The sequence below is a fragment of the Acidithiobacillus sp. YTS05 genome (assembly GCF_024396695.1).
Lineage (GTDB): Bacteria > Pseudomonadota > Gammaproteobacteria > Acidithiobacillales > Acidithiobacillaceae > Igneacidithiobacillus > Igneacidithiobacillus copahuensis.
Window position 1 is genome coordinate 1,787,281 of the sequence record NZ_CP094359.1, and the last position, 17,551, is coordinate 1,804,831.

A 17,551-nucleotide genomic window follows, 5' to 3' on the forward strand; every position below is an offset into this window, starting at 1 on the left:
AGTCAGAAATCCATGGTCGCCTGGCCGCTAGCGGCCTGATTCTTTCGGCCTTGTTTGGCGGGTATTGCGGGTGCTTGGGTGGCTTCGGTAGCGACTTCCTCGGCGTGGCGCTGATGATTCAGGGCCAACAGACGGTCGAGGACTTCGCGGCGGGCGGCCTCGGAGAGGGTGAAGCGGATACCTTGCTTGGTTTCGTGGAAACCGTGGCCGAGGTCGAAGTCTTGCCAGTCATATGCATCCATTACGGCTTGATCCATTTCGACGTGTAGGCGGCGCAACTCGATGATGTCGGAAGCTGTCTCGTCGGGGTTATGGAATCGGTTGTATATTTGAGTTAAGCCCTCATTCCTCGATTCCATGATCTCCTGCCGATGTCGATAATAGCCGTTTCCTACAGTCACCAAGCGTTGACTTTGGGCTGGAAAAGGTAAAGTCTCGAATGCATTTCCTGGGGAATATTTAAGCCGGTTTTCTAACGTAGAACTTAGCTTTCTAGCCCAAGTGTCATGAATTGAAGATTGCAGCAAAGCAAAGGAAAAGTAGTCTCCCAAAGGAAACACATCAAGATTCGCTGAGAAAACAATGCCTGTTTTCGAAAAGCTAAACGCCAAATGCTTGGATACCTCCGAACAAGTCAGCACCTGCTCCATTCCTGAAATACTTGCATACAACGCAGGGCGTTTTTCACCGTAAATCCACCATTTGAGGTAAAGCGGATAGCGAAGCTGATATTCACCATCGCCGTTCTTCCTTGTCCGCTCGGGCTTCACCTTCTCATCAATGATCGCTAGTAAATCTGGGTAATCTGCTGCTACGGCATCCGCATAGTCTGAAGGAACAATGCCTGAGCGCAGCCATTCCTTACGCTGTTTATCGTCAGAACTTGTCCAATTGCCATCACCGGATCGATTCAAAGGCCAGTCAAAGAAATTGATAACCCAGCGACTGGGTGACTGGTCTGGGTTAGAGTTAAGGTCTTCACCGTTAAGATAGGGGAACAAGCAGTCGCGGTTTTTGGGGTTTTGCGCGATAAGGGTGGCGGCTTCTTCTGGCGTGAGAACGAAGCCCATGCCAAGCACGATGGAACCCTGAAATGACTTGTTGGCGTTTGCCTCAAGCTTGAGTGGCTTGCCACTGATTAGGCCCGGTTCAGTAAGTAGAGAGGTAATGCCTGCCACTAATTGCCCGTTGAGCACATAGCCACCCAGCCAATTTCCCTTGCGCAGCCACACATGGGCAACTTCGAGGGCAGCGACACCTGGCCACGGGGCTGAGGGCACGGCACGAGGCAACACCATTCCCGCGGCAACAAGGGCGTCTAAACCCACTTCGCGGGTACCTCCTTGGGCGATTGTGTTTGTGGCCAATAGGCCCGCCATGCCCTCTGGTCGCAAGAGGTCTGATACGCGCAGGAAGAAATAGGCGCAAAGGTCTGCACTACCTTTTCTGCCTTGCGCTAAGTGGCCCACAAGGTAGTCGCGATAATCTGTACCTAGAGCGCCGGTAATTTTCTGGCCACCGACGAACGGCGGGTTGCCGACGAAGGCGTGGAATCCGCCGCCTTCGATGATTTCGGGGAAGGCCAGCGACCAATGGAAGCAGTGCCTTACGCCGAGAGCTTCACGAGCAAAACCCTGTAATTCCGAGAGTCCATGTGTCCAGTTAGCCATCATCCGTTCTACTGTGGCTTCCCGTTCTGTCTCGTAGGCCTTCCCCTTTCGACCCTTTAACTCTAAGGCCAGTAGCACATCCGCCGCCGCACTGAGCTTAGCTACCGCCTCCTCCGCCTCGGCACACAACGCTGACTTCGCTGCAATCTGCTCCGGCGTATCTGAAGGCATTGCCTCCATCATCTCACGCTTCTTCTTCGCCTCCTCGATTTGCTTCACAAAGCCGGGAGCATTAAAGCCCTGCAATTTGCCTACGCCGGGACGTAGACTGAAGCTCACCAACTGTTCCAGCGAGGTGATGCCAAGCAGCGAGTCGCCGCACTTGAAGGCGTGGTCGAGGAAGGTGAAGGGCCGGTTGGCGTCGACGGTGATGAGCCACATGGAGAGCTTGGCCATCTCCACCGCCATGGGGTTGATGTCCACGCCGTAGAGGCAGCGGTCAGCCACCACGCGGCGGGCGATGGCAATGCGCTCCGCGGCCTCGGCAGGCACCAGGCGTTCGCTGGGCGAACCTTCGGAGAACTTGCCGTCCGGCGTGATCAGCACCTGGCTGGGGTGGGCCTTTTCTTCGTTCTCCCAGGCTTCGACTAAACGCTCGGCCAGGTAGCGGCAGGCTTGCACCAGGAAGGCCCCGGAACCCATGGCCATGTCGCAGACCCTGAGGTCGAGAATCTCTTTCGGCGACTTGAGCTTCCACTGCTCCCTCGGTGCGCCATCGGCAGGGCCGATATAGACCAGCGGCTCCAGCGTGTACTGGACAATGGGTTCGGTGAGCGAGGGTGGCGTGTAATGGGTGCCGGTGCTGCGACGGGCGGTGCCCGCGGTGACGAATACGCTGCCGGGCAGCACCACCCAGGGCCGGTCGAAGGAATCGTCGCGGATCAGACCGGCGAAGGGACGCAGGCGAGCCAGTAAGGCTTCATCCTGGTCACAGGCGATGAGCAACTTGTGTTCGTCGAGCAGATCGCCGTTGTTGAGTTCCTTGCGCAGCGCAGAAACGGAACGCCCGGTTTCGTCCTTGAGGTGCTCGATCAGCTTGTCTTCGCTCTGTCCCAGGAGGGATTCAAGCGTGGCGAGGGCGATTTCTGGTTCCTTGCTGCGGGTGCCGCGGATGCCGAGCACCACTTCGTCGGCGCGGAAGGCGGTGTGGTCGAGCAGGCCCTCGTAGACGTGGCCGATCTGTTCCACGCCCAGCGCCCGAAAGGACACACGACGGGTTTCCGCCGTCGTGCCAGCGCCGACTTTTGTGCGCAGGCGTTGCAGGGAGTTGAGCAGGTGCAGGACGACCCGGTTATTCACCGACAAGGGTTCGGCAGGTGTGCTGCGCCATTTGCTGCCCGCGGCACGGCCTTCGAGGAAGGGAAAACGATCAGGGTCGAACAACGAGCCACCATAGGCTTGCATGAGCAAGTCCTGATGCTGGATGCCGCCATGCACGGCACGGAAAGTGGCGAGCAGGTGCGCCCAGGCGTCGTAGCGGCGTTCCAGCACTTCCTCGCCGTAGCGGTCGGCTACTTCCTGCAACTGCTCCTGCAAGGTGGAGACGGCGTAGTTGTCGTCGTAGAGCGGCTTACCCAGATGCAGCAGGCCACGCTCTTCTGCCGAGAACAGGAAGACCAGGCGCATCATCACGGTGAGCGCCGAGTCGTAGAGGCTGGCGGGCTTGATGCCCTTCAGCAGCGTTCGGTTGCTTTCCTTGTCGAGGGCATCGAAGGACTGCACAAGCACCTCGACGGCTTCGCGTACCTGATACCCGAGCTGATCGGTGACTTCCTGCTGATCGTTGACGCTTTCCTTGAGCAGTGCCAGCAGAGTGCTGTCGGCGGCCACACCGAAGAAGCGGCGCACACCGAGCAGGGAACGGAAGGCACGCAGGGTGATCGGTTCATCGAGCCACAGCGATCCATACCAGGAGGCATAGCCAGTGGTCTCGCCGCGGGGTGCATAGACCAGCATCCAGTGCTCCCCGTTGGTGACCAGTCCAAGCGGCACGTTGGCCCCGTGCAGTAACTCCATTGTGCGGGTGGCGGGTGTGGCCTTCCAGTGCTTGCCAATGACAGGCTTGCCGAGGCTTTGCTCTGCCGGATAGCTGGCAATGAGGAGTTGGGGCTGGTCAGCGGTTTCGGTGCCAGCGGGGGCGATCAGGGCGAAATCGGGGCGCAGGGTTTCGCCCATTTCAGGCATGTTGGCTTCCAGCCCCGCGGGCAGGGCCTGGCCTTCAGCGATCTGGTTTTCCGGGTAGCCCAATACCGAGGTGAGGACGTGCATGACCCAGGCGAGCTGCTTGCCGGGGGCGGTGGGGTTGTTCTGCCATTCTTCGTAGGCAGCGCGCAGCACCTTGGCCTGGGCAGGATCACGGCCTTCCAGCCCCTGCGGGAAGACCTTTTGCAGAACCGACAGCGAAACGAAGGGGCCGGATACCTCGACGAGGGAGAGCCAGTCGGCGTGGTGGCGTGCGACGCTCATGCCTTGCCTCCCGTGACTTCAAGCACGGCTCGCCGCGGGATCAGCCAGGTGACGGCCACCGGGAACAGACGGGCACTGGGGTTGGCGAAGCGGGAGCGGATGTGCTCGGACTCGCGCTGGATTTCCTCCGGGATTTCCTTGAGGCGTCGCCGTAAGGCGGCCAGGTCGCGTTCGCGTTGCTGCTTTCCAGGTTCGTCACCACCGAGATCGAGCAGCAGCTGTGGGGCATCCTTGCGGTCGACTTCGGCCTGGATGGCGCGCTGGAGTTCAGTCATTACCGTGATGAGCTTGTTCACTTCCTTTTCAGCCAGCTCGTCGAGATTCCTTTCCAGGTTCTTGGTGCGCTCGGCCCTGCGCGCCTCAAGGGCCTTCATCAGAGACTCGCTGTGCTTGGGCCAGAGGGCCCGGAGGCGGGCCTCGATAGCCACAGGGGCCTCAGTGTCGGTAGCCGAGGCTACGGCAGCCTTGGTGTCAACCACGTTGAGGCGCTGGAAACGACCCTCAATGAGCGCGCCGCCGGCGGTGATGACTTCCTCGTGCAGACGGTGGTTGTCGCCGCCCAGTACGACGATGCGCCCATGGGCGATAACCACTGGGTGAGTCAGTACCGAGTCGTCGACCACGCAGGCCGATACGCGGGAGAGGTGCCCGGCCTGGGTTCCGAGCGACCAGATCTCGGCCCGCAACAGGCGCAGACACATCTGAACCAGACGATGGTTGAGGTGGGCGAGCACCACGTCGTCCCGCCCCGCGGCGAGGGCGCCATCGAAGACGATCGGGCGAGTCTTCTTGGTGTGAGGGTGCGCCAAGCCGTCCGCACACAGAGCCCAGCTATTGGTGAGTGCCGGGAGACGGAATACGGGACAGGATTTGCGCACCCCCGTTGGGTCTGGCCAGATACCGTCGACCTCGACGGGGATCAGAGCCGGTTGTTCGGCCAGATCAAGGCCCACGCGGACGACGTTTTCGATGTGCTCGGGCGCAAGGTTCAGTTCGTTCTGGGTTTCGTGTAGTTGGGAGGCCAGCTTCTCCAGTTGCTCGCGCAGCTTGCGCTCGAATTTGAGCATCTTGCGGACTGGTTCGGCCTCCTGCTCCGCGCGAGTGGTATCGAGGCCGGTACGTCGCCCCAACATGGCCTCTTCCACTTGGCTGGCGATGACGGGGCCAACCTTGCCGACGTCTTCACGGATGGTCTCCACCTTGAGGGCGGCCCGCATCAGGAATTCCAGATCGGCTTCTAGGTCACCGACCTTTCCAGAGGTCCTGGCGGTATCGAAGCCCTTGCCGACAAAGTGGTAGATATGCACTTCGTCCGCCTTCTGGCCGTGGCGATCCACTCGGCCATTGCGCTGCTCCATGCGGTTCGGGTTCCACGGGATCTCCAGATGGATCAGCTTGGAACAATGGTTTTGCAGGTTCACCCCTTCAGAGGCAGTATCGGTAGCCAGCAGGATGCGAACCTTGGATTCCTTCGGGTGCGCCTGGAAGGCTGCCTTGATCGGCTCCCGCTGGTCGTTGGGCATGCCGCCGTAGATCATCTCCAACCGACCTTCCTCGGCGAAGCCTTCCCGTGCCAGGAGGTCGAACATCCATTTCTGGGTCGCACGGTACTCGGTAAAGATGATGACACGCTCTTCGTTCCATTTGCCGCCGGGACGCAGCGTCTGCTTGAGCCAGTCGATCAGCGTCTGAGCCTTGCAGTCAGGGCGCTGAGTGGTCTTGACCGTAAACTCACTAAGTTGACGCAGCAGCGCCTTCTCTTCCCCGGAGATGGGCGACAAAGTCTGGCTGACCGACCCGACGACCTCGCCGACCTCGGCTTCATATTCATCGTCGTCAGCGTAGTCGTCGGAGAAGTTTTCGATCGCCCGGCGGGCTATGCTGGCTCCCTTTTTGCCGCCGACGGTGGCAATGTGCTTTTCTAGGGTGATGCCAAAGGCCGCGGGCGAGGAGAACAGGCGTTTCTTGAGCAGCTTGAGGACAAATTCTGCCGCCATGCGCTCGCCGTCCGAGGTGGCCTGCTTGAGGCGTAATTCTGAGTAGGCCTGCAGAGTGTGGTGGGCCTGCCGCTCGTCGTCGTTATAGGGCACCTCCAGGTACCGAACGATGCGCTCGGCAAAGCGTCGGCTGCCGTCCCAGCGCAACTTGAGTTCATCCTTCATGCGCCGAACCATGACGGCATTGAGCTGGTTGCGGTCTGGCGTGACCGCCCGGGCGAAGCGTTGACTATCGAGCAGCTCCAGGAGAGCGGCGAAACTTTCCCGGTAGCCGTTGTGAGGAGTGGCCGAGAGGAACAGCTTGTGCTCGAAATGCGGGGCCAGAGAGCGCATGGCCAGGGTGCGCATCGAGTCGGTGGCGTACTTGCCGCGACCTGATGGGGCGACGTTATGGGCCTCGTCGACGATCAGCAGGTCGTAAGCCCGCGGGTAGGTCGGCTGGTCGCCCGTAGGCAGCGTCTCGCGGAAGGTGCGTAGCGGACGCTCGCGCTTGAGGAAGTCGATGGAGGTGATCAACCGCGGGAAGTGGGACCACGGATTGACGTGAATGCCACGCTTGCGGCGTAACTGGCTGATGGCCTGGCTGTCCACGATGCGGAATTCCAGGCCGAACTTGTCACGCATTTCCTCCTGCCACTGCACTTGCAGGGAGGATGGGCAGACGATCAGTACCGAGCGGACACGGTGACGCAGGATCATCTCCTGCACGACCAACCCCGCCTCGATGGTCTTGCCGAGGCCCACATCATCGGCGATCAGCAGATTGACACGCGGCATCGACAGGGCTCGCACTAACGGGTCGAGCTGGTAGTCATCGACCTCTATGCTGCTACGAAAGGGGGATTGCAGAGCCTTGTCGTCGGCCTGGGAAATAGCACCCCAGCGCACGGCATCCAGGAACGCTTGCAAACGCTTGGGTTGATCGAAGTGGTCAGGATCGGGGAGCGTAGATTTTTCATGGACTTTGGTTCCGGGTTCCAGCTCCCAGATAACCTGAAGCTCCTCGCCAAGACCGTCGTCTTCGACTGAGGAAAGCTTGACCAGATGATGACCCTGAGTCGCGTTCTGGCTGATTCCTGGAGCTGGCGAAACGACCTCCGTGACAACAAGTGGACGGCGCCGAACGATTACAAGCTGGCCGATCGCTGGTATGTGTGGCACTGCATTTACCTTCTGAATTATCAGTCGACGCCGAACTCATTTTTCATGCGGCGTTAAAGCCTCCAAGGCTCAATGTAACACCGGAAATACCATGAGGTAGTGCCGTCATGAACAGAGTTGCAGCAACTCTCGCTGAATCACCACCAGCTCTCTACAAAGTTTCGAGGCGCACCAGGTTTTTCTGATAAGGCTATTTCGCATTCAGAAGCAGGCACACTATCAAACACTCTAATAGCGTAAAATAACGAAGATTCAATACCCGCTTACAACCCATAATAGCCTTTCCTAACCCACATGTGAACGACCGCTTGCACAGCACGCCTACCACTTGCTGCCACCTCCATCCAGCTAAAGTTTTCGCTAATTGAGGCCAATGCGTCAGTTAAAAAAGTGCAGCTCGAAATCCTAAGCTCGAACCGCCTCCACCAACGCCTTCGCCGAAATATGGGTATACCGCTTCAGCATCTGCGTTGACTTGTGACCAGTTATAGCCTGTACGGTCATGATCGGCAACCCCCTCTCACAGAGACGACTGGTGGCCTCATGACGGAGATCATGGAAAGTCAGCCCGACAATTCCAGCCTTTCTGACCGCCTTGAAGTAGCTTGCGCGTAACCCATCTGCCGTGTAGGTCCAGACACGGCCTGAGCCAGGATTGCGCACCCGCTGCCTTTCCAGGCACTCTTGCGCAACCATGGACAGCGGCACAATCCGGGATTCTCCATTTTTCGTATCTTCCAGGAAGGCCGTGTGCGCCCGCAGGTCGATGTTATTCCAGGTGAGATCCAGAATTTCCCCCTGCCGCATCGCGGTCTCAATGGCAAAGCGAACGATTTCCGCAAGCTCCGGGTTTGTGGCCTCACACGTGGCCAAGAGTCGCTCTTCCTCATCTCCGACCAAACGGCGCTCTCGGCCTCTGGGCAACCTGGGCTTGCGAATCAGCTCGACCGGATTCACCAGCGCTGGCATATCCCATTCTTTGCGCGCAATGTTGAATAGATGAGAAACCACAGCGAGGTGTAAGCGGATCGTGTTGGCTCCCCAGCTCTTCTGTTCCTGCCACTGTTGAACCTGTGCAGAAAGCCTGGCGCCGCCGATATCGACTAGAGCAAGCGAGGCAAACTCGCTGGCCAGCAAATTCCGAATGAATGTGGTCTCGACCTTCTGGGTCTTCGGACTTTTACTGGGCAACACTTGGCTCGCATATCGCTCCAGTGCCTGCCGGAAAGTGAACTCCCGTGCCTTGATTCGCTGCGTGATGCGCTCTGGTGCGTGCTCTGCGATTTCCTTCTCTTTCTTCGCAGCCCACAGGGCTGCATCTTCTTTGGTATCGAATGTGGCGTTGAGAGTGGGATACCCAGTTCGGCGTACCTGCGCTCGCCAGTATTTGCCCCGCTTGTAGATACTCGCCATACTGCACCACTTTTGCACCAGAAGAATGACTCACTGATAGCGTATCAGTCTGTTGGAAGTGGTGCAAAAACAGGGTGCAAAAAGAAACTTTACGCAGAGGCAGACAGAGACAAACAGAGGCATAGAGAGACAAGTAATGCATTGAATACTTTATAACTAATTGTTTTTGAAAAGCAATAATTAGATTCGTAATCAGTAGGTCAGAGGTTCGATTCCCCTCAACGGCACCAAGTTAAACAGGCACTTAGGCATATCGCCCAAGTGCCTTTTTCTTTGCTAGTAGACAAATAATAGATGCTTGGCATCAAACTAGAGCCAAGGCAAGAAAGCTTGGTGCAAGACGCCCGAGCAACGCCAGGACGTAGCGCTGTTGTGAGTGTCACGGTTACGTGGTCCCTTGAGATCCTTGGCATTCTCCTGCTTCATCTTCGCAATGCTTGGCAGATATTGGCTGCCAGGCAGATCGCCCTGGATCAAAGCACAGTCCTGCGACAGGCGCTCGATCACCAGGTATACCCTGATTTATGGCGAATCTCTCAATCACGCGGCGCTTCGGTTTTGCTGAATAATGACACACCGGCCAGCCCGTCAACCGGAAAATGCGGGCGCAAGCGCTGGCCAAGCGCAGAACCGACCAACCACTCGATCCAAGCCGAGGTATCAACCACACAGGACGTTGCCGCCATCAATAACGATCCTCGCGGTCACGCACGGCGTCGGTGTGGGCACCTTCGGCAATACCCGCCAAATCCCCCAGTTCTGGCACCGGCATCAGCAACACGCCCTTGCCCTTGGGGATGAACACAAACTCCTGCCCGGCCTGCCAGTGCTGCGCCTCACGCACCGCCTTTGGCAGAGAAATCTGAAACTTGCTCGATAAAGTCGCGCTGGCTGCCATGGATCATGCTCCTGAAATATCGATACGATTCTGGTAAGAATAACCACCGTCAGGCGACAAGGCCAGACCGCTTATGCACCCGCACTGCGGCGCTTGAGCGCCTTGCTCTTGCTTGCCACAGGAGTCGCAGCACCGGCCGTCATCTTCGTATAGAGCTCAAACAGCTTTTCCAGCCGTTCGGTGTAGTTCTTGAAGCGCCGACCGATATAGATGCGCTCCAGCACTTCGTCATTACGATCATGGGTGGCGCGCAGGTCAGCGGGCATGGTGTCCGGGGCATAAAGATCGGCGATGTGAAGTGGCCCCCGAAAGTTGGACAAGGGGTTAAGCTCTGGGCTTCAGGAAAGGAGTCGAGGGATGAAGGGAAAACGCAAGCAGTACAAGCCGGAATTCAAGGCGCAGGTAGCCCTGGTGGCCTTGCAGGGCGATAAGACGATGGCCGAGCTGGCGCAAGAATTTGGGGTACACCCCACCATGATCAATGCCTGGCGCCGGCAGCTGGTGGAGCATGCGGCCACGGCCTTTGAACGGGGAAAGTCCCAGACCGAGGAGCCCGTGGACGTGCAGGCTTTGTATCGGAAGATCGGACAGCTGGAGATGGAACGCGATTTTTTAGCCTCCAGGCCCGGTCTCATGTCCCGGATCGGGAAAGGCGCCAAATGATCGACCGGGCCCAAACCCCAGTTTCTGTGCAACGGCAATGCGCTCTTTTGGGCGTGCCCCGCAGTACGGTCTATTACCGCGCGCATCCTCGGCCGATGGGCGACGGGCTGTTGCGGGCGATCGATCGCCTCTACACCGCCTTTCCATTCATGGGTAGGCGGCAGATCCATCGGATGCTGAAAGCGGAGAATGTCGTGGTCAACCGCAAAACGGTACACCGGGCCATGCGTATCCTCGACATTGCCGCGGTGGCGCCCGGACCACACACCAGCAAGCCCCACCCCCAGCACCCAAAATATCCTTATCTGTTGCGTGGCGTGACGGTGGACCGTCCCCACCAGGTCTGGTCCGCGGATGTGACCTATCTGCCCATGGCACGAGGATTTCAATACCTCGTAGCCGTAGTGGACTGGTTCAGTCGTAAGGTGTTGTCCTGGCGGGTTTCCAACAGTCTTGACGCGGGTTTCTGCGTAGAGGCCCTGAAAGAGGCCATACGCCGCTATGGCACCCCCGAGATCTTCAACACGGATCAGGGCGCTCAGTTCACCGCGGAGTCCTTCCTCTCTGTACTCCGCCAGCACGGCATTCGAATCAGTATGGACGGCAAAGGCCGGGCCCTGGATAACGTCTTTGTCGAACGGCTTTGGCGCACCGTCAAATACGAGCACGTCTACCTACGGCCAGCAGAAACTGGAACCGAGCTGAAAGCTGGCCTCAGGACCTACTTCGACTGGTATAATGCCGAAAGACCGCACTCCTCTCTGGGAGACAGAACACCCGATGTGGTCTATGCAGAAGGTTTACAAAGGCTGGTGGCCTGACCCGCCATGGAAACAGGTTCAGAGCTTAATCACTCCAGCAGGCTGTCCAATCCAGGGGGGGCCACCTCAATGGTGGCCGGGAAGTGATGCTCACGCGCGAGTAAAATGTCTTCCGCGCAGAGCCATCCGATCCCAACGCTGCTTATCTTGGTATATCCTGATCAACCTTCGCCAGAACCATCCGACAGTGCCGCAAACTTCGCCTTCATGGTGGGGTTCCCCCGAGTCAGCTTCTTGACCGTCACGTCCTGGGCCTTGTCGTTTGCGAGACGCAGGTTTCGCTCCGAACCTAGCAGGGCTTCCTTGGTTTTTTGCAGATGGTCAATCGATTTGTCGATTTCGTCGATGGCAGTCTGGAAGCGACGAGAAGCCAGCTCGTAGTTCTTGGAGAATCCGTCCTTGAACTGCTCCAGCTTTTCTTCGAAATGCGTGACGTCGATATCCTGGGCCCTGACCAGCGCCAGCTCGGTTTTGTACTGAACAGCATTCTGCGCGGCATTGCGCAGCAGGGTAATCATGGGAATGAAGAACTGTGGGCGAATGACGTACATCTTGGGATAGCGATGGCTGACGTCAACGATGCCGCCGTTATAGAGCTCGCTATCAGCTTCCAGCAAGGAGACCAGCACGGCATATTCGCAGCCTTTCTCCCGCCGGTCCTTGTCCAGCTCTTTGAAGAAGTCCTCATTGCGCTTCTTGCTGGCCGTCTCGTCGCCCTCGTTCTTCATCTCAAACATGATGGAGAGGATTTCTATCCCGTCTGGGGTGTTCTCCCGAAAGATATAATCCCCCTTGCTGCCAGTACGGATATCGTTGTCCTTCTCGAAATAGGCGTTGGGGAATGCAGCAGGACGAAGCCGATTGAATTCGATCTCGCAATGCTGTTCCAGGGTCTCGCCAAGCATCTTGGTGGAGAGCTTGGCCTTCATGTCCCGCAGTTGCAGGATGGTCGCATCCCGTTCTTGCAGTTGCAGGCGGTATTGCTCCGCCAGACTCTTTTCCGAAAGGCTCTTTTCTACCTCGATGCGTTGCAGATCCGCACGCAGGGCGTCCCGTTCCTTCTCCACCTTGGTCACGGCCTCCAGCACCGCCTGTCGACGCAGCAATTCCTGCTGTTCCAGTTGTAATTGCAGACGCTGCTTTTCTGCCAGCGCCTCCTGCACTGCCTTGGCCAACTCGCTCTGGCGGATTGCCTCCTGCTGCTCCAGTTTCGACTGCAACTGACGCACCTCTTCCTTGGCAGATTCCACTGCCTGGGAAATTGCCAGCCGTTGTTCGGCCACGCTGGCCTCCAGTTGCGCTCGCAATTGCTGCACTTGCAGCTCTTTCCCGGCAAGCAATTGTTGTTTGGCTGCTTCGGCCTCCTGCTTTGCCAGGGACAAGGCGATCCGGCTCTCGCGCTGGGCCGCTTCCAGACGATCGTGTATCTGCCGCTCAAAGTCCTTGTCACGAACCTGCCGCAGAATCTCGGCATAGCCGGCACCATCAACGGTAAATGCCTTGTGGCAGTGAGGACAGATGATTTCTTCCATGCGTACAGACCTCCGCAATCTTTCCAGGGCATTCTACCGGTTTTACCCTGCGCTGGCAGGGCAGATCTCTCCCAAGGATGCCTCTTGGCCATTCCACCGACAAAGCACCCTAAAGAGTTAGCCAATTTGGCTCGGATTGTCATGGATGCTGGGCGAGGAGGACGGCTCCAAGCTCTCAGTCTACACCATCGCGATTTTATCCGATCCTGCTGAGCGGTATACTTGGTATAAGCAAGACTTTTGGTAGATATAAAGCCATATGTAGAGTACTGAATAGGAGTTACGCATGGCAGCGTATGGAATGGCAGCATCGCGAGCGCCTAAACCAGAGCGCAAATGGTCAAAATGCATTTTGGTAAACTTGCATATCAAGCTGTATTTTCAATGAGATTTTCTGCACCTAACAATAGCACAACTAGGGAGACGACCATGCTTCCACGCCCCAGGATACATCTTCTCGATAAAATCGGGCATGTCTGGCCTGTAGCGAACACAGATGATTTTGAGAGTGGATACTGGTGGCGCATTGGTCAGAAGAATGCGGATGCCTTGGTGGGTGGCCATCTCTACCTGCATATGGCGCAATCGGAAACGTCCCACCATGGTGGCGTCATCGTTGGCTATCGTATTCAGGCTGATGGGAAGTACGCAGGACGCTACATCTTTCGATTCCATCCGACACCAGAGCATATAGGAATTTTTGCAATGCCCGGAAGGTGGCTTTTCCGCTATAAACAGTTGGTATTGTAAGGAGACTTTGACTGATGCTCGTGCTCGTCAACTCCCACAATCTACCAATTTTCCTGAACAGCCCGAGCAGTACAGGCAAAAAATGACATTTCCGCATCAGTGGCCTGAGGCAATCTGGCAAGATTTTTCAGTTCCATATGACCAGATATACATTGGTCATTGTCCCCTGCCGTCAAAAAGTCCAATGACACGCTCATTATTTTTCTCCCAAATTGATCAAGGAGTTTAGAAATATGTCAGCAACGGAATTAGCCAGAATCGTCGTATCAGCTATTGAAAACGCTCATCAAGAATATCTCGAAATGAGTGGAGGTAGCTGGTTGTGGGAGGCACCCGAATATTTTACCACTACAGCCATTGCGCACGCATTATTTAAGCATGAAAAAGTTAGTTACATCGAACTGGAATGCAATGTCAGAGATACATTAAGGGATGCGGGCGCTACACAACGCGGCCGTATCCCAAACAGGCTGCGGCCAGCAGGGAAGTTCGACATACTTCTTTGGGGCAACCAAACGAACGACAAGGATGAACTCTTACCAGTGGCGCCCATTGAAGTAAAGGTTAGGCCATGGCAAGTAAGAGTTGTTAAACAGGACTTGGAAAGACTGGCATATTCTCTTGGAGGAAATCCTAATAACTCAATGCAATTTTCAATGTTTTCATTTTATACTTCTTTCGAAGACAGAACAACTTTGAACGCAAAGAAAAGCCTAGAAAAATTTGGCGAGGATCTTGAGGATTGCGCATCCACTATCGCTGGACAAGCTCAGTGCTCTGAGACCTTCTTGAATGGTGACATCAGTGTCATCGATGACAGCGCCTGGGCCGCTGGCGTTGTCATTTTCCAGCGAAAGAGTAGATTAAAGAATACTGTAAGCACAATGAAGAGCGCCAGTAGTGACGCTCTCAGGGCTTATTGCAACTCAATTTATTCTTTTATCTTGACCAACGATGGTAGCGCAATCATTTTTATTACAGATCAAAATGATTCTATTTTCTTCATCGCTCATCCATTCAGAAACTTTATCAAAACAGATGAAAGTATATGATCTCCGATTTATCCTGGCTAACCAGAATTATTTCATTACCATCCTTTGAATCAAATCTATTCAAAGGATATTCTTTATTCTCTTCATAGCAGTCCGCCCTAAATGTTACTCTTTCTTTTTTATCCAAGATAACAATATCAAAGTTGTCGTCATGGTCGTGAACATTTACCAGGTGAAACCGGCAAGTCTCATTTTCTTCCTTATCCTTATTAACGACAGGGTTGCCCACAGAATGATAAAAACCTTCCAATTCCATTTCGCCATCTTTACTGATCCAAGTGGCAGTAATATTTGTCTTCCCTTTAAACATAACCGTTTCTCCTTGTATGCGTGAAAAAACCAATTTGACTACGCACCGCGCAAAAACTCGCCAATCTTGGTTGCAAAGGCGTGCTTCTCGATGTTCGCCCGGGTGAGCGGCGTGGTTCGCGGTGTCCCTGTGTAGATACCGAGGAGACGATAATCCCCGCTATCTCTGTCGCGCACAAAGACTGGAGCTCCTGACATACCCTCTCGTCCCTCGCAAGAGAGGCGATATCCTCTGCTGTCTTCCTGCTCTATTAACCCTGCCATGGCATCCAACCGTTTGACCAAGTAGTCGTCTTTCGGTACGTAGGCAATACAGGCAATGAATGCGGGTGTCAACAGGTCGGCGATCGTGACTACGTCGATCGCAATTCCGGCGCTTTCTGCAAGGGGCATGAGGACCAAGTCATTCTCCTCTGATCGGCGCAGCCCGCGTCCGCCACCTTTCCAGAGCATGCGCGCAGCGCTATGAAAGCCAAAGTCTTGGGCAACCTCTGGATGAACCGCATCCCAAACCTCGCCCTCCTCGTCTTCCTCAAGCACATGACTGGCAGTGAGGACATGGGGCTTGTCTCCGGTCCTGATGATTACTCCATAGCCAGTGCGATGGGTCACTTCATCTTTTCGGCAATAAATCTCAACGATGCTGTCCACTAATTCCGAATGACTGCTTTTCCTTTCCATGGGTCTTTCTCCTCAATGACAAATAGTCGTGGCCTTTGCGGTAAATCCAACGGGGCGCTGGGTACTGCTGTGGCGCTGTGCGATCAGCACTTTCAGTTCTTGCAGCAGTTCCTGCACGGTATCGATACCGCGCTGTCGGTGGCGACGCTGGAAGACCGCCAGATCCGCGGGTACCAATCCCTCCAATTCCTCTGCTGCGCGTTGTGCATCGCGCTCTTCCAACACTACTTCGTATGCTTTCGCGAGTCTGCGCAGGAGTGCGGCTCGTTTCTCTAGCCGCAGTGATGCGAAATGCAGCTCCCAATCAAATCGCCGAAACACTGCGGGATCCAGGCGATCGCGCAGGTTGGTAGCCATGATCAGGATACCGGTGAAGCGCTCCATCTGCTGGAGTAGCTCGTTGACCATGCTCACTTCCCAGGAGTGCTGCGCGCTCTCTCGGGGGGAGAGGAAGCTGTCGGCCTCATCGAGAAAGAGGATATTCCCCTCTGCCGTCTGAAAGGCTTCCGCCAGACGCTGTTCCGTGCCACCGACATATTTGCTCAGGAGATCAGAGGCGGTCTTGTGATGCAGATCGCGATGGAGTCTTTCCGACAAGTGCCGGGCGAAGGCCGTTTTCCCTGTCCCTGGCGGACCTTGCAGCAGGATGCGGGCATCCTCGGTATCCGAGAGCTCCTGCAAGAGCTTGGGCAGATCCTGCTCGCACTCGATCAGATGCAGATCGAACGGGATCTTCGAAGGAGTCGGCACCCGGTGGCCCCGTTGTCGGAGCATCTGCGTGATGACCTTTAGCTGCTCTTCCGCCGTGGGCTGTACGAGCTGTAACGCAGTAGCCAATTGCCGGAGATCCCGGGGTTGCAGATCGGCTTCGAGAACAAATTCCGGCAGGGAATCGGCGGGGAGTGCATGGTTTTCCCAGTGGTGCCGGAGGATTTGCCGACGCACCCGTTTGGGAGGCAGGCGAAAGGCAATTTCGTAGATCATGCGCCGCCGATAGGCGGAATCGATCTCTTCCGGATTGTTGGAAATCCAGATCGTCGGTACCTGGGCCTCTTCCAGGAGTCGATTGGTCCATCCCTTGTGCCGCCCGATCCGGGGCGCCCACGGAGCCCAGTCGTAAAAGACATCCTCTACCTCATCGAATAGGATCAGTCCACGAACCTGACGCGCCAGTATCCGCTGGCACAACGCATAGGCGTGAAAGCGATCGTCACCCTCGATAGGCTCTTGCTGCATATTTTGGCTACGTACCTCGACCAGACTTGCCTGAAGGGAACTGGCCAGTGCACGGGCATATTCCGTCTTGCCGGTACCCGGGGCGCCATGAAGATGGATATGGACCCCTGGGTGCTTTCCCCGCCAGGCGCCTTGGATGAGCCGAGTCAGCAAGGCGCTGTGCTGCTCGAGATGGGGGAAGGCATCGAGACCCAGTTCCGAAGGAGCAACGGTCTGAAACAGGGGTGCAAACAGATCGCTTTCTTCTTCGTGCTTCTGCAGCAGTTGTGCACCGAGTCCCGGCAACAGGGCCAAGCCTTTGCGCTGGACATCCAGCAACAGTCCACTGCCGCGCAGCACGGAATTTGGCAGGAGTGCCCTATGTATCGCCGCCATGTCGTTGTCCAGCACGCTGGCGAGAAGAGAAGCAAAGCGGTCGAGTCCCCAGTCGATGGTATCTTCCAGTAAGTTATCCAGCAGGGAATAGGTGTCGCATAGCGCCGCCAACAAGACGATGTCTTGCTCCACCTCGCTCAACCCCAGTCGAGATGCGAGCCGTGAGAGATTTTTGAACAGCGGATGGCGCTTTTTGGAAGGTCTGCTCCGCTCGGACAGGAGTTGCCTGCCATGGCGCAGTTTGCGTTCATCCGACCAGTTCTCTTGCTTGGGGGTCTCCAACTCCAGAAGCTGACGCGCATCTTCTTTTCCAAACGTCCACCAAGTGTATCCGAGATCTCGACCGCGCAGCACAAACAGCTTCAGCCCGAAATACTGGATCCACGGCCATAGCGGATCACCTGGATAGACATCGGCGCCGGAATATTCCCGTTCACATAGATCAAAGCCCGTGGCGTTCTCCCGTTCTCTGAGCAACCCAAGATGGTGCTACGATACCACCCTACTGCGACCAAACCTGTCGCGAT

The 17,551-nt window shown here is 56.3% G+C and carries 13 protein-coding genes; 3 read left to right on the forward strand and 10 right to left on the reverse strand.

The genetic code is table 11. The features are described from left to right. Positions 1-2: 2 nt before the first annotated feature. The 6 genes from MQE22_RS08845 to MQE22_RS08870 form a co-directional block, all read right to left on the reverse strand. Complete coding sequence (locus tag MQE22_RS08845; protein ID WP_255789651.1) at positions 3-4,136, reverse strand: Eco57I restriction-modification methylase domain-containing protein; 4,134 nt, start codon at positions 4,134-4,136, stop codon at positions 3-5. Further along, complete coding sequence (gene drmD, locus MQE22_RS08850) at positions 4,133-7,294, reverse strand: DISARM system SNF2-like helicase DrmD (RefSeq protein WP_255789652.1); 3,162 nt, start codon at positions 7,292-7,294, stop codon at positions 4,133-4,135. The genes MQE22_RS08845 and drmD overlap by 4 nt, the downstream gene beginning before the upstream one ends. A 405-nt stretch (positions 7,295-7,699) precedes the next feature. After that, entirely contained in the window at positions 7,700-8,707 is a 1,008-nt protein-coding gene (locus MQE22_RS08855; protein WP_255789653.1) for an integrase, read from the reverse strand. A gap of 309 nt (positions 8,708-9,016) precedes the next feature. Continuing rightward, positions 9,017-9,214, reverse strand: coding sequence for a hypothetical protein (locus MQE22_RS08860; protein ID WP_215871846.1), 198 nt, complete (start codon positions 9,212-9,214; stop codon positions 9,017-9,019). Between the two features lie 178 nt (positions 9,215-9,392). Continuing rightward, positions 9,393-9,605: an AbrB/MazE/SpoVT family DNA-binding domain-containing protein gene (locus MQE22_RS08865; RefSeq protein ID WP_215871848.1), complete on the reverse strand. Its 213-nt coding sequence runs from the start codon at positions 9,603-9,605 to the stop codon at positions 9,393-9,395. A 71-nt stretch (positions 9,606-9,676) separates the two neighbouring features. Then, entirely contained in the window at positions 9,677-9,925 is a 249-nt protein-coding gene (locus MQE22_RS08870) for a type IIL restriction-modification enzyme MmeI (RefSeq protein WP_226827868.1), read from the reverse strand. A 37-nt stretch (positions 9,926-9,962) separates the two neighbouring features. On the opposite strand from MQE22_RS08870, the gene MQE22_RS08875 reads away from it, so the two are divergent. After that, positions 9,963-11,089 (forward strand): IS3 family transposase gene (locus tag MQE22_RS08875; RefSeq protein ID WP_404813819.1). Its coding sequence is split into 2 segments (ribosomal slippage): positions 9,963-10,229 and positions 10,232-11,089, totalling 1,125 coding nucleotides; the frame shifts between segments, so codons are not numbered across the junction. Between the two features lie 161 nt (positions 11,090-11,250). Here the strand turns inward: MQE22_RS08875 and MQE22_RS08880 are convergent. After that, positions 11,251-12,621, reverse strand: coding sequence for a DUF2130 domain-containing protein (locus MQE22_RS08880; protein WP_215871741.1), 1,371 nt, complete (start codon positions 12,619-12,621; stop codon positions 11,251-11,253). A gap of 336 nt (positions 12,622-12,957) precedes the next feature. Between MQE22_RS08880 and MQE22_RS08885 the strand changes: the two genes are divergently transcribed. Continuing rightward, a complete protein-coding gene (locus MQE22_RS08885; RefSeq protein ID WP_215871742.1) occupies positions 12,958-13,371 on the forward strand; it encodes a hypothetical protein in 414 nt (137 codons plus the stop codon). 233 nt (positions 13,372-13,604) lie between these two features. Next, positions 13,605-14,423, forward strand: coding sequence for a hypothetical protein (locus MQE22_RS08890; protein WP_215871743.1), 819 nt, complete (start codon positions 13,605-13,607; stop codon positions 14,421-14,423). On the opposite strand, the gene MQE22_RS08895 is transcribed toward MQE22_RS08890, so the two are convergent. The 3 genes from MQE22_RS08895 to MQE22_RS08905 are packed head-to-tail and all read right to left on the reverse strand — an operon-like array spanning position 14,401 to position 17,501. Next, on the reverse strand, positions 14,401-14,733 hold the full coding sequence (locus MQE22_RS08895) for a hypothetical protein (protein WP_215871744.1): 333 nt from the start codon (positions 14,731-14,733) through the stop codon (positions 14,401-14,403). The genes MQE22_RS08890 and MQE22_RS08895 overlap by 23 nt on opposite strands. A gap of 38 nt (positions 14,734-14,771) precedes the next feature. Further along, the gene (locus MQE22_RS08900; RefSeq protein ID WP_215871745.1) at positions 14,772-15,413 is read right to left on the reverse strand and encodes a trypsin-like peptidase domain-containing protein; all 642 of its coding nucleotides are present in this window, start codon (positions 15,411-15,413) and stop codon (positions 14,772-14,774) included. A gap of 12 nt (positions 15,414-15,425) precedes the next feature. Further along, on the reverse strand, positions 15,426-17,501 hold the full coding sequence (locus MQE22_RS08905; protein WP_215871746.1) for an AAA family ATPase: 2,076 nt from the start codon (positions 17,499-17,501) through the stop codon (positions 15,426-15,428). Positions 17,502-17,551: the final 50 nt, after the last annotated feature.